The organism is Chryseobacillus diguaensis (assembly GCF_049220665.1).
Lineage (GTDB): Bacteria > Bacillota > Bacilli > Bacillales > Bacillaceae > Metabacillus_B.
On record NZ_JBMKNV010000004.1, the window covers coordinates 184,790 to 198,275 of the forward strand.

10 protein-coding genes are annotated in these 13,486 nt (G+C 41.5%); 5 read left to right on the plus strand and 5 right to left on the minus strand.

Translation table 11 applies throughout. From position 1 onward, the window contains the following. Positions 1-78: 78 nt before the first annotated feature. Positions 79-1,236: a two-component sensor histidine kinase DegS gene (degS, locus tag ACOT8F_RS08270; RefSeq protein ID WP_421651170.1), complete on the minus strand. Its 1,158-nt coding sequence runs from the start codon at positions 1,234-1,236 to the stop codon at positions 79-81. A 263-nt stretch (positions 1,237-1,499) separates the two neighbouring features. Between degS and ACOT8F_RS08275 the strand changes: the two genes are divergently transcribed. The 5 genes from ACOT8F_RS08275 (at position 1,500) to ACOT8F_RS08295 (ending at position 8,304) form a co-directional block, all read left to right on the plus strand. Next, a complete protein-coding gene (locus tag ACOT8F_RS08275) occupies positions 1,500-2,135 on the plus strand; it encodes a YigZ family protein (RefSeq protein ID WP_421651172.1) in 636 nt (211 codons plus the stop codon). 12 nt (positions 2,136-2,147) lie between these two features. Beyond that, positions 2,148-3,203 (plus strand): LCP family protein, encoded by a 1,056-nt coding sequence (locus ACOT8F_RS08280; protein ID WP_421651173.1) that lies wholly within the window; start codon positions 2,148-2,150, stop codon positions 3,201-3,203. 398 nt (positions 3,204-3,601) lie between these two features. Continuing rightward, positions 3,602-6,109, plus strand: coding sequence for an N-acetylmuramoyl-L-alanine amidase (locus tag ACOT8F_RS08285; RefSeq protein ID WP_421651175.1), 2,508 nt, complete (start codon positions 3,602-3,604; stop codon positions 6,107-6,109). 4 nt (positions 6,110-6,113) lie between these two features. Continuing rightward, positions 6,114-6,761 carry a GW dipeptide domain-containing protein gene (locus ACOT8F_RS08290; RefSeq protein WP_421651176.1) on the plus strand — a complete coding sequence of 216 codons (648 nt, stop codon included), beginning with the start codon at positions 6,114-6,116 and terminating at the stop codon, positions 6,759-6,761. Between the two features lie 4 nt (positions 6,762-6,765). Continuing rightward, positions 6,766-8,304, plus strand: a complete 1,539-nt coding sequence (locus ACOT8F_RS08295; protein WP_421651178.1) for a SpoIID/LytB domain-containing protein — start codon at positions 6,766-6,768, stop codon at positions 8,302-8,304. Positions 8,305-8,717: 413 nt separating this feature from the next. Here ACOT8F_RS08295 and ACOT8F_RS08300 read toward each other — a convergent pair whose 3' ends face one another. From ACOT8F_RS08300 to ACOT8F_RS08315, 4 genes are all read right to left on the minus strand, one after another. Next, on the minus strand, positions 8,718-9,173 hold the full coding sequence (locus ACOT8F_RS08300) for a hypothetical protein (protein ID WP_421651180.1): 456 nt from the start codon (positions 9,171-9,173) through the stop codon (positions 8,718-8,720). Positions 9,174-9,388: 215 nt separating this feature from the next. Next, positions 9,389-10,771 carry an O-antigen polymerase gene (locus ACOT8F_RS08305; protein WP_421651181.1) on the minus strand — a complete coding sequence of 461 codons (1,383 nt, stop codon included), beginning with the start codon at positions 10,769-10,771 and terminating at the stop codon, positions 9,389-9,391. Positions 10,772-10,829: 58 nt separating this feature from the next. Beyond that, positions 10,830-11,882, minus strand: a complete 1,053-nt coding sequence (wecB, locus tag ACOT8F_RS08310; protein ID WP_421651183.1) for a non-hydrolyzing UDP-N-acetylglucosamine 2-epimerase — start codon at positions 11,880-11,882, stop codon at positions 10,830-10,832. Positions 11,883-11,886: 4 nt separating this feature from the next. After that, positions 11,887-13,479, minus strand: coding sequence for an asparagine synthase-related protein (locus tag ACOT8F_RS08315; protein ID WP_421651184.1), 1,593 nt, complete (start codon positions 13,477-13,479; stop codon positions 11,887-11,889). Between the last annotated feature and the right edge of the window lie 7 nt (positions 13,480-13,486).

A 13,486-nucleotide genomic window follows, 5' to 3' on the forward strand; every position in this document is an offset into this window, starting at 1 on the left:
CTTTTGTCGTTAGTTTGCCGCAATAAAGCAAAAAAGTATACATAGTAAATATAAGACTTTTCGCTTACATTTTTTTCATTAGACGACAGATGGCACTTGAATCATGATAAAAGTGCCAAGTCCGATTTTGGAATCAATCGTCATTTTGCCATCCAAAAGCTCGACTCTTTCTCTCATTCCAAGGAGACCGAATGATTTATTTTTCTTCGTTTTCAGCTCTTTCATTTCAAAACCTTTGCCGTTGTCTCTGATGACTAGATTCACATTTTCGCTTGTCGCTTCTACTTTTACCGAAATTTCTGTGGCTTCAGCGTGCTTCAAGGCATTCGTGACAGCTTCCTGTGCAAGCCGGAAAAGGGCCACTTCAAACCTCGGAGGCAAACGTCTTTCTTCCCCTTCACCGATGCTTTGAAAATGGATTTTCGTTTTGCCGTTGTATTCTTCTATTGTAGCAAGGTATTTTCGAAGAGTCGGAATCAATCCAAGATCATCCAGAGCCATAGGCCTAAGGTCGTAAATAATTCGCCTCACTTCGTATAAAGCATTGCGAACATTTTGGCGAAGACTGCGAATTTCTTTAAATCCTTCCTCCTGTCCTCTGTCCCTGAACGTTCGTTCAATGAGATCGGACCTCATCATGACATTCGCCAGCATTTGGGCTGGACCATCATGAATTTCCCTTGATACCCGCTTTCGTTCTTCTTCCTGTGCTTCAATAATCCGTAAACCGAAATCCTGTTTCTGCTGAGCATCCTCTAAAAGCATGCCCACTTGTCTTAGATCCTGGTTTAAATAATTCAGCACAACACTGATTTGGGAAACTAGCGATTCGGAGCGTTCAATGATTTCCTGAAGGCCAAGAAGGCGGCGTTCAAGCTCATCTCTCCTGTCGCGCAGCTGCTTTTCCCGATGCTGCATCGTTGTCAGCTCTACCTGAAGGGTATGAGCCTTCTCGTACGCTTCCCTAATTTCGTCTTCGCTAAACCGGTTGAAATTGCGGCTGACTTCTGAAAGTCTTTTTCTCGCAAGGCGTGCATGAACCTCCAGTGAATCACCCTCGGATATAACCTGGTTTACCTGAATCTTTATTTGCTTCAATTCCTCGACTAGCGATTCATACTGGCCGCGGGACTGTTCACCGATTGAAAAGATTTCACCCTTGCTTCCATCAACTGTTTGAATCATCTTTTCTAAGATCTGATCCAATACTTGGCAGTCCATTTTTCTGGAAGTCACAGAAATTACCTCCAATGCCTGATTGTCATTTTGCAGCATATTTTTACCATATTAATGGGTTGGAATATGTAAATTACATATAAACATTGAAGTGCTTATTTGCTCGATTTATAATAGAGTAATGCAGTTAACTTAGTTATAAGCATGTTTTGCCTGACAATCAAATGAGATTGTCGCTTTTCTTTATAAAGGGCGGTTTTTGCCATTTATAAGAAGAAAAGAAAAATGAATGAACCTTGACCATTGTCAGGAGGTGTACAAGCATGCTACCTCACTATTATACAGTAAAAGGCAGCGGAGAGCATGAGATAATCATACAGAAATCCCGATTTATTTGTCATGTCAGCCGTGCTGTTAGCGAGGAAGAGGCACAAGCTTTTATTCAGAATATTAAAAAACAGCATATGAATGCAAATCATAACTGTTCGGCCTACATGATCGGCGAGCATGATTTAATTCAGAAAGCGAATGATGACGGGGAACCAAGCGGCACAGCAGGTGTTCCAATGCTTGAAGTATTGAAAAAACGCCAGCTGAAAGATACTGTCGTAGTCGTCACACGCTATTTCGGGGGCATTAAACTCGGTGCCGGAGGACTAATCCGCGCTTACGGGAAATCCGTTTCAGAAGGATTAAATGCCATCGGCGTTGTTGAAAGAAGATTAATGCGAGTGATGCAAACAGTGATTGATTATACGTGGCTTGGAAAAGCAGAAAACGAACTTCGGTCATCCGTCTATCAGCTGAAAGATTTGCATTATCTCGAGGATGTGCAAATAGAAACCTATGTTGAGGAAGAAAATAAGCAGGAATTCATTGACTGGATGACAGAATTAACAAATGGACAGAGTACGATCAGCGAAGGAAGTGTTACATATTTGGAAAAAGATGTACGTTAGGAGAAGATGGACATGACAGAATATCGACGAGTAGTGCGAAAGAAAAAAAAGAAAAAGAAAAAATCTATCATCAAAAGAGTGCTTCTTCTGTTGCTCATTATTATACTCTGCATAGGAGGCTACCTCGCCTATGTTGCCTATAACGCCTATACTCAGGCTGATAAATCCTATTCTGAGCTGAAACGGGGAAATAAATCACCTCTGCGCGAAAAAGCCGTTCAGCTTACAAAGGATCCCGTCTCCATTTTATTAATGGGGGTTGAAGATTACTCAACCGGCGGCCATGGCGGACGAAGCGATACACTGATTGTCATCACCTTAAATCCAGCAGACAAATCGATGAAAATGCTGAGTATTCCGCGTGATACACTTGTTTCCATTCCCGGAAGAACAAGTAAGACAAAAATTAATGCTGCCTATTCTACTGGAGGAAAAGAACTGACAGTGGATACAGTAGAAAACTTCCTGAAAATCCCGATTGATTACTATGCGGAGGTTAATTTTAACAGCTTTAAAGATATTGTTGATGAGCTTGACGGAGTCGATGTTAACGTTCCGTTTGATTTCTGGGAAAACAGCGATATTAACAGAAAGCGCATTTATTTCAAAAAGGGTAAAGCCCACTTAAACGGTGAAGAAGCTCTTGCCTATGCCCGAATGAGAAAACGCGATCCTAGAGGTGACTTCGGCCGGAATGATCGCCAGAAGCAAATTATCACAGCGATTATTAAAAAAGCAACAGCTCCTCAAAACTTCCTGAAGATCGATGATATTGCAGCAAAAATCGGAAGCAATGTAGAGACCAATATGAGGGTTTCCGATATTCTCGGATTCCAGCAAAGCTATTCAGGCTTCAACACGTCAGATATTCAAAAACTGAAGCTGAAAGGAACAGATTTGAACACCCCGACCTATTATTATAAGCCTGATGAAACAAGCCTTGAAGAAATTCGCAAGGAACTGAGCGATCACCTTGGCCACAAAACAACCAGTATCCGTGATGATCAAAATGGCGGTACGATGAATTCAGACTCGCAGGAATCGATTGGGACAGATTCCACTAATTAATATAGAAAAGGAAGGAAGGCAGCCTCCTCTCGACAAGGAGACTGCCTTTTTTATTGTAATTTCGACAAATTACGCAGGGTGTATTTCATAGGACTTATACAATTCCACCCTATTCAGTGTCATTTTCCCTATTTTTGAAAAAATACCTAATATTATAATTCTATATTTTTTACAAATAAAGGTATATTTTTAAACTTTATGTAAATATTTCTTAAATTATGCAGACAGGTTGTAACACGTTTGTTAAAATATAGACAAAAATACCTCTGATTTCATTTCAGAGGGTATTTTTTTGTAAAGCTTTCTCTTAATAATGGTTGCTTTCTTTCGAGATAAGGGATTTTACATACTAGCAGTTTCAGAAAATGGAAATCCTTAGATGATTCTCTTATTTTCGAATGGCCTCCTTTTTTAAGAAGACAGCAGTTAAAGAAATTGGGGAGGGAATACAAATCAAGCTTCAAAAATGGGTCATCGCAGTATGTCTAGTCGTCTTTAGTTTATTGCCCATTCAACCTCAGGCAGCAAGTGCTGCTGAAAACATGCCGTTTATCGGGGAGACCCAAAAACAGGCTGCCATTCATCGGGGTGCGACAGCGGAGTATCGAGTAGTTAAAACCATTTCCGCATCAGACACAGTCCTCGTTATAGATCAATTTACGAATCAGCAAAATGAAAAATGGTATCGAGTCGTACATCAAGGAGTTACAGGCTGGGTAAACAGTGTGAATGTAAAAATGCAAACAAAGGCTGAGCCTTTCATGTTTGCAGCAGGAACAACAGCTGAAATACTCAAAGGTGCTGAAAAAAACACCTACCCTGTGAAGGAAAAGCTTGAACAGAATGCACTTGTTCAAGTACTTGGAACCTTCATTAACAAAAAATACAACCAGATCTGGTATAACGTACAGACACCAAATTCAAAAGGTTGGATTCCATTAGAAGAGCTTCAGAAAAAGCCAAATACATACTCTGGCTACGTTTCAAAATTGGGCCTTGAAGTTAGAAAAGGCGCAGAAGCATCTTACAAATCCGTTCATAAACTAACCGCAAATGAAAAAGTTACAATCATTGATTACATCACCAATTCAAATTCAGAACCATGGTACCGCCTAGAGCTTGCAAGCGGCACAAAAGGCTGGGTCGAAGCAGACAAGCTTTCTCTTCTGAAATCTGCCAAGCCTAGTGAACCTGCTAAGCCTGAGGAACCAGCTAAACCGCAGGATCTGGAGAAAAAAGTTTATGCAAAATTGTCTCCAACCATCATTCATAGCGGTGCAGAAACACGCTATAGAGTCGTTTATCAAGCTCCCGTTAATTTTGAACTTCCTTCAATCAGTGAGTTCATTAACAAATACAATGAAAAATGGCTAAGAGTCGAATATGTTCCAGGAAAATTCGGCTGGGTAAAGGAACAGGATACAAGTACTGAACGAGCACTATCCAGTATTTATTATGTTCAATCTTCAGGTGCCAATGTACGCAAAGGCGCTGAAACAAGCTACCCGAAAATTGCTGCGCTGAATTATGGCAGTGCCGTCAAAGTTGTTGATCAATTTACAAACAAAGCAGGCGAGCTATGGTACCGAATCAAGCTGAATGCCACCACATTCGGCTGGATATCCGCTTCTCTTTTAAGCGAAAAAGCCATTCCTCTTAATGAAGGCAGATATGTCGGAACCTATCAGGCCGAATTGCGGACTGGAGCAGGATACAATAACACGTTCCTTGAAAAGCTCCGCTTCGGCAGCAAAGTAACAGCAATGGGCGAAACAATCAACGATGCAGGCGAAAAATGGGTGAACATCACTTCTGAAAACGGAAAAATAGGCTGGGTTCCTGAATGGGAAGTCTATCAATCTCTTTCAGACAGACAATATGTTTACGCCAAAAGCAGCTCTACTGTTTATAAATCCGCTTCTGCGAGTTCAAAGGCAGCGGCATCTGTAAAATCAGGTGAAACACTGACAGTTCTCCGTCCGATGAACAACTGGCTGAACGTTGAAACAAGCAAAGGGACTAGAGGATGGATTGAAACGGCCAAAACAGGCACCTTCATTCCGACTGCTCTTACAAATCCTGTTATTGCTGCAACATCCAGAACTGATACAGAATTGCGCTTTACAAAAACAAAATCTTTTAATCTATCGTACAAGCTTCTAAGCGATCGATCGCTTCAGCTGAATACGAGCGGCATTCAAGTCGATCTCCCTTCATCATCTATTAAGGGAATCAAAAGCATTTCGAATTCTGGCAGCAGCCTGATTGTTACACCTGAACCTGGCTACCTGTTTACTGTCAGAGACAAGTCAAATCAGCTGATGATCACTGTTCTTCCAACGGGACTTAAAGGCAAGAAAATTATACTGGATGCAGGTCACGGCGGGAAAGACAGCGGGGCAATCGGTCCTACAAAGCTTTATGAAAAAACGGTGAACCTCGCTGTAATCAAGTATCTCGGTGATTTGCTTGAGAAAAATGGAGCCAGCGTCATTTATACTCGTGATGACGATACCTTCCTTGAATTGTACGAACGCACAGACATTTCTAACGCTTCAGATGCCGACATGTTTATCAGCGTTCATCAAAATTCAAGCACAAGCAAATCCGTAAGAGGCAGTGAAGTGTACTTTAATACAGCCTATAACTTTAATGGGGCAAAAAGCCAAGAGCTTTCAAAAATTATTTCAGCCTCTTTGACGAATCAGATCGGCACTTACAACCGCGGTACAAACACAGCAAACTTTTATGTTCTGAAGCACAATGAATTGCCAAGCGTTCTTGTTGAGCTGGCGTTTATCTCAAACCCGACAGAAGAATCATGGCTTCGCAGTGATTCCGTCAGAAGAAGTGCAGCACAGGGTATTTATAACGGAGTGGAAAAATATTTCACAGGGGGATATTAAACGAATGAAAAAGTCAACGATTGCTCTTGTATTTGGTGCGGGACTTCTTATCGGAGGCGTCGCTTCTCCTTTGACTCAAACATCTGCTGCTTCAAATGTTGTATTAGCGAGTGTGGAATGGGTGAACTCCCAGCTGAATCCTGCCAAGGACCGGATTACTAAGCTTGAATCTGATGTAGCAAGCCTTCGCCAGGCTCTTGAAGATACCAATACAAGTATCCCATCCCTGCCTAGCCAGGTTTATGTGAAATCATTATTAGCTGAAATTCATTCTGGAGCTTTATATCAATATAAAGTGGTGTATACAGGCTCTATCTCTCAATCTCTTAAAGTATTACAGGAAGTAACTGCATCAAATGGAAAGTTCTACAGAGTGGAATATGCCCCAAATCAATTCGGCTGGATTTCAGCAAATGATATCAGCTACAGCTCTGTAACGAAACCAACCTCTGTTACCATTACGAAAACGGCTTCCGTTTACAGCGGAGCAAATACGACAGGCTACAAAACGATTGGTACTGTTGCAACAGGCCAAAAAGTAAAATATCTTGGAGTATTCCAAAATCGCCAAACAAAAGCTATTTGGATCAATGTCCAATTAACGAACGGCAAAGCCGGCTGGCTTCAGCAGCAAAACGGCGAGGTGAACTAACACCATGGTTTCAAAAAAGTGGATCGGCGGTGCCTGCTTAGCGGCAGGCCTGCTTTTTAGCTTTCAATCCAATGCATTTGCTTATGAAAAACCGACTTATACGAATCAAGTAAAAGTAAGCTTAGGATCCGGATCAAATGTCCCTTTCAAGCTAAACTCTCTTTTTGAACTGGAAAACCTGACTTCTGGTGAAAAAACACTTCTTGTTCCAGAGCTGTATGTAAGCATTTCTTCATCAAATTCTGTTACAACGCTAACTGCAGGAAATGACACCTATTCTGCCCGGAATGGATTCAGGCTTTCAGAAATCCAAAATCCTGCAGCAAAGTATGCGAAGTTTACTGCTCCTACAAATGTTTACAAAGGTGCCTCTGCAACTGACTATCCTTCAATCAGAACGATGAAAAAGTCTGATGCAGCAGAATATCTTTCTTCCTTTAAAAACAGTTCAGGTGAAGTCTGGTACAACATTCAGCTTTCAGACGGCAGCAAAGGCTGGGTCTCTTCTTCTACAACTCTATTAGCGGATTCACCGACTTCCCTCTCCCTTTTCTCTTATTTGAAAAGCGGAAAAAAGGCAATCAGCCAATTTAGAGGATCCGCTGAATTAAAAGGCAGCGGCAGTACAGCGACTCTCTATAATATTTTAGGCATGGAGGATTATGTTAAAGGCGTCGTGCCAAATGAGATGGCGACAGGCTGGCCAATGGAAGCATTAAAAGCACAGGCAATTGTGGCAAGAAGCTATGCCGATGCAAGCAAAACTGTTTCCAGTACTCCTGCAAGCCAGGTATACAGCGGCTATAGCAGTGAAGCTAAAGATACAAATGCAGCAGTTGACGCTACGAAAGGGCAGCTTGTAAAATATAACGGCAAAACCGTTCAAGCATATTTCTTCTCTACAAGCGGGGGTAAAACAGCCAATATAGGCGATGTGTGGAATTCTGCACAGGTTCCTTATCTCGTCAGTGTTTCCGATCCATATGAGAATTCACCGCTTTCTAACTGGACAGAAACGTTCCGTTCAAGCACTCTTTTAAAAAGCTTCGGATTTCCTGATGGTACAGTATTATTTGGCATTACTGCCAACCCTACAGGGGCCAATGGTGAAGTAGGAAGTGTCACAATGGTGACTTCTGCCGGAACGGTTACAAAAACCGGCAATGAAAACACTATCCGTCACCTCTTCCCTACTACATCAAACAGCTATGGCTACCTAAAATCAAACTGGTTTACAATGAACAGCGCGCAAAGCTTTACTGTTCAAGGAGCCGCCAGCACCCAAAAGCAATACTCTGTAAAAGGTGCTGCTGTCATGACAGCAAGCGGCGAAACAACTGTGGGTGATTCAACTGTTCAGGTTCAGACTGCTTCAGGAACAGTGAGCCAGGATGCTGATCCAGCTTCCATCACGCTAAATGGCAAAGGCTGGGGTCACCGCATTGGAATGAGCCAATACGGTGCAAAAGGCTTTGCTGAAAAGGGGTATGATGCTGAGGCTATTATTAAGCATTATTATCCAGGAACAGAAATTTCGCAGTAATGATATGAATGAAAGGCCAGCCGCTATTTTGAGGGCTGGCCTTTTTTATGGGGATGGGCTCGCAGACTGTGGTCGGGTTAGTGGGCTGTGGTTGGGCTCGCGGGCTGTGGTTTTGGGCTCGTGGACTGTGGTTGGGCTCGCGGGCTGGGGTTGGGCTCGTGGTGCATTGGGTCGTGCTCGTGGTACTGTGGTCGGTTTGGATAGATTTTTGGCTTATTTGGATAGATTATCTCTGTTTTTGGATAGATTTTCGGCAGTTTTAGATAAATTACTGCTCATTTTGGGTAGATTTTCGGGTTATTTGGATAGATTATCCATATTACTGGAAAAATCATCGCTTTATTAAGCTGGATTTTAGACAGTTCACTGTTCCCTCAAAAAGAAAAGCCGCTGATTCATCATCAGCAGCCCTTCTATTCCTTCACTATATCCTTCTTAGCAGACTCATCACCGTTTACCACATAATATTTGCCGTCTAATTTTTGAATGATCCAAAAATAAGGTGTACTAACCTTCGATTCCTCGTAAACAACCTGCCAGTTGTCTTTATATTGGTCAGTCAGCATTTTTGCTGCATCGTCCTTTAATTTATCTTTTGGGATTTCCGTGAATTTCAGGTTTTTGATTCCGCCTGCTGCATCTGCTTTATCACCGAACATGATCATGCTGAGATTCAGCTCTTCATCTGCAATGTTCGAGTGGCTGAATAGATCCTTAAATGTTTTTTTGTCATGCTTTTCAGCAGCGGCATATACGTTCTTCATTGTTTCTGCAGCTTTTCCTTTTTCATCTGCCTGAGCGCATCCTGAAACAAGCACCATCAAAAGGCTTAATACAAAAAAAAGAGCCGTTAAAGACTTTCTAGTCATCTTCCTTTTCCATCCTTCAAATGAATATAGTTGGGACTCTTTCATTATAATTCATAAGAACTAGATAGAATGTAAATTTTTTGTAGATTTTACATAAGAAAAGCGCAAGCGCCTTGTATAGACTAAGGCAAGCGCTGGAGCTAGACAATAATAGAATTCAGTAGAAATTTATACCTACTTTATTATTATCTGCACAAAAAAACCACGCTGATTCATCAGCGCGGTCTTGGTTCACTTTTTAACTGGTAACGTCGTTTTTGTATAATATTATACAGTTTAATCAGTGTATATGGTGCAAGGAAGATGAACAATATCGCCATCCACAGCGGATTCCATAGGAAGTCTGCGAAGCCTCCAATAACCGTTCTTGGAATGTTTACCGTGAAGTAAACAAACAAGCATAGGAACAAAGGTGTTTTCGGCATGCGGATGAAAATCATGTAAATAGTTTGGATGTACAAACCAATGTACATGGTTCCAATTAAAACACCTGTGTAACCGAAGTTGGCATACGCTTCTCCGGCAAACAGTGTGTTCAGCACTCCCGCTGTTCCTTCTTTCACACGGGATGAGAAGAATACCTCCATTGCCAGTCTGCCTGAGCGAATAGGCTCGATGCCATACATTCCAATGATTGAGGATGGAAGACTTTTACCGTTCAGCAGATCAAGTCTGTTTGTAAACAGATCCAGATGCAGATAAAAAGGTGCAATCTGTGATAGCATCAAACGGCCCAATGGTCCTCTGTTGTAAGAAAGGAACTGGGATGGATCCTTTACTCCCATGATGACAACATACATGGCAACCAGCAAAACAACTCCGAAGCCAGCAAGCACTAGAAGCTTAAAGAGGTTCAGCTTGATAATCCTTAAGTAGATTAACAGCAGGACCACCATGATCAAGTAAAACAGGATCGGTCCTTTTGCAAGGTCATATACCTGCATAAACACGGCTGCCCCTGTAGTAATGACAAAAAGAATGAACCAGCGCAGTTCTTTTCTTTGATAAAAATAAACGAATGTAATCATCGAAAGAATTGGAGCAAGTGCTACTCCGAAAATATTCCGGATAATCGTACTGCTTCCAAAATCACGGCTAGCTGCGATCCTCATTGCTCCAAGCTCGCTTCTGTTGCCTTTAACCAGCTCAAGAAGAGGTACGTGGCCATGCAGCTTCAGGACCGTATACCCTACTGCACCGACTGCCAGCAGCGTTAAGCCGACATAAAGCAAAAACAGCAATTTCGGATTTTCTTCCCGGTAGATCGGTGCTTCAATATAATTCCTGAATTCCTTGTCTGCCTGAAAGCCGAAGAACCTGCTGAAGATGAACATAGTCAGCGGCATAAACACCATAATGAAGCAAATGATGAAAAAGCCCATATAGCGATAAATATCATCAGACAAGAGATGAATCATATAGTGGTCATCAATATTCAATACGATGAGCAGTGCTCCACAGAAAGACGAAAGGAACAGAGAATAATAAAACGTCAGGGATATTAAGTTAGGGGTTAATAAGGACATGGATCCGCCGACTTTTTTAAATAAGTAAAAAGACAGGACAAGGACCATTATCCATATCAGGATATATATCATGTACCTAATAATCTCCTTTATTGATCAAGGTAAAAGGACAGAGTTAAATCTGTCCTTTTTATTTTTCTAAGTATTCAACAATATGGGCAGCACTGTTGCCGTCGCCGAAAACTTTATCATAATCAGAAACAAACTCGCTGTTTGCAGCTGCAACGATTTTTTCGGTGTCAGAGCCAACAAGGACATTTCCTTTGTTTGCTACTGTTTCTACCCATTCTGTCTCTTCACGAAGGGTCACACACGGAATTTTAAGGAAGTAAGCTTCTTTTTGAACACCGCCTGAATCTGTAAGGATTTTCTCTGCTTCACTTTCTAGGCTTAGCATGTCCAAATAACCGACTGGTTCAATGACTTTTAGATTTGGCACATTTTTAAGATTGATTCCGTAATCTTCAAGCTTGTGCTTTGTGCGCGGATGAATCGGCCAGACAAGAGTTTTATCAATCTGTTTGAACGCTTCAATGATGCTGTTCATTTTTTCAGGGAAATCGGTATTTTCCGCTCTGTGAAGAGTGACAAGATGATAACCCTTAGATTCAAGACCATGTTTTTCAAGCACTTTAGAATCTTTAGCAAGCTTTGTGTTGTACATAACCGCATCATACATCACATCGCCAACATTGATGACATTTTTCGTGATGTTTTCGTTTTTCAGGTTCTGCACAGCTGTATCAGTCGGGCAGAAAAGGAATTCAGAAACATTGTCCGTTAAAATGCGGTTCACTTCTTCCGGCATTTTTTTATTGAAGCTTCGAAGTCCTGCTTCAATGTGCACAACCGGGATGTGAAGCTTCGCTGCTGCAAGTGCTCCGGCAAGAGTAGAGTTTGTATCACCGTATACAAGAACGTAATCCGGGTTTTCTTTTTGGATAACTTCTTCGATTTTGATCAGCATGTTCCCTGTTTGAAGGCCATGTGAGCCTGATCCAACAGCTAAAAGATAATCCGGCTTTGGAATGTTCAGTTCTTCGAAAAAGATATCAGACATGTTCTGGTCGTAATGCTGTCCTGTATGAACAATGACTTCAGTATGCTGCTTGCGGATTTCCCTTGAAACCGGGGCTGCTTTAATAAACTGCGGTCGTGCTCCTAAAATTGTAAGGATTTTCATCTTATCACCCTTTAAATTGAGAAATATAATTTTTCACCAATATCGAATTGATGTTGTAAGGATTTTTAAATTTTGCCCTGTCGTATGTAAACGAAAGCGAATTTAAATAGCTCATGTAGCTTCCCGTGATCCCGTACCATTCCATCGGATCTTTATGGTATCTCATCAGCTGTTCTTTTTGCTGATAGGCTCTTTTCAGCAATGGGTAGAGCCTGCCGTATTTATTTTGCACAGATCGGACGGTTCCTTCTGGATCCTTAGGCTCCGGGAAATAATGCGGATACATTTGGTGCAGCGTATAATCGTACAAATACTTTTTAAAGCGGTAGCGGACAGGCACGTTTAAAAAGAAGGCAGTCAGTCGGTCATCCCAAAGCGGAATGTCCCAATCCTGATTATAATAATCATACACTCTTAAAGAGTTGATGATAAATTTCCCCTGCCGTTCCTTCCAGTCCCAAAATTCAAAAGCGGAGCTTGCTTCTTCTCTAGTTGTATATGGCAAATGAGCGATAGAGCCTTTTATTTCCTTCTTTACAAGGTCCCAAAGCTGATTGTTTTGCACGTCCCACAAACGATGATGCTTTTTTGTAATTTCTCTGACAATTTCATCAAGCTTGTATTCTTTCTCAAGCGTAAGTTCATATGGAATGTGGCTTCCTGCGGTAAAATCACCGGAATGCCCAGGAATGAAAACATGCTTCTCATCCGGATATTTCCTAATGATATCCCTAACAGCAGGCCAGTCCTGAATATGGGCCATAGAGGAAATGTTGGTGGCATACTCCTCATATTCCTTCCATTCAGATGAAGCATACCATTTTTGCCAGTCTAATTTTTGATAAGGGACAATCGTCCATTCAATGCCGAGCCTTTTTGCGATATCCTCGCTTTTTTTCGCTTCTGCACTATTAGGTTTTCCATAAGTAAAAGCTTTTATTTTCTTAAAGCCTGCATCTTTTAAAAGCAAGGCAATAATACGGGAATCATAGCCTCCGCTGAGAGGAATGATGATGGAACGGTCTTTCAAACGAATACTCAAATCATGGAAGATTTCCTTAAACACGCTGGCAAGCTCATCAGCTGCTTGCTTCAGATCAATGGATTTCGGAGTGTGATAGTAAGAAAAATAGCGCACTTTTTCTAATTCACTGCCTCCCGCTTTCACCAGCTGGCCTGCTTCAATTTGAAAGTGATCTTTAGAAAGGGTCCGCTCATTAGCGGAATAGCCTGTTGTAATAAACTCGATCACAGAAGCTTCGTGCAGCTGCTCTTTTTTAAGATAGGAATTTGGAAGGTGGTCAGTAATCTGCCATGCCCCGTACTGACTTTTATTGTAGAAAAGCGGAATGGTCCGTTTCCGGTCCACAGCAGCAATCACTTCATCCTCTTTTTGAAGGATGATCGCAAATTCTCCGATGGTTTCTTCTAAAAACTCTTTTGTTAAAGAAGCAGATGCAAATAAACCTTCGATATTTTCAGAAGTATAAATCTTGCCTTTGTGCTTCACGTATCCTCTAAAGGAAAGCGTACCGGCATCAAGTTCTTTTGTATACCATTTTCCATCTTCCCGAAGAATCACATTACTTTTATTCAATGAAATC

Coding starts and splice junctions, on each gene's coding strand:
- wecB (WP_421651183.1), bottom strand. CDS start 11,882: ATGAAAATCCTTACAATTTTAGGAGCACGACCGCAGTTTATTAAAGCA.
- ACOT8F_RS08285 (WP_421651175.1), top strand. CDS start 3,602: ATGGCCTCCTTTTTTAAGAAGACAGCAGTTAAAGAAATTGGGGAGGGA.
- ACOT8F_RS08280 (WP_421651173.1), top strand. CDS start 2,148: ATGACAGAATATCGACGAGTAGTGCGAAAGAAAAAAAAGAAAAAGAAA.
- ACOT8F_RS08275 (WP_421651172.1), top strand. CDS start 1,500: ATGCTACCTCACTATTATACAGTAAAAGGCAGCGGAGAGCATGAGATA.
- ACOT8F_RS08300 (WP_421651180.1), bottom strand. CDS start 9,173: ATGACTAGAAAGTCTTTAACGGCTCTTTTTTTTGTATTAAGCCTTTTG.
- ACOT8F_RS08305 (WP_421651181.1), bottom strand. CDS start 10,771: ATGATATATATCCTGATATGGATAATGGTCCTTGTCCTGTCTTTTTAC.
- ACOT8F_RS08290 (WP_421651176.1), top strand. CDS start 6,114: ATGAAAAAGTCAACGATTGCTCTTGTATTTGGTGCGGGACTTCTTATC.
- ACOT8F_RS08295 (WP_421651178.1), top strand. CDS start 6,766: ATGGTTTCAAAAAAGTGGATCGGCGGTGCCTGCTTAGCGGCAGGCCTG.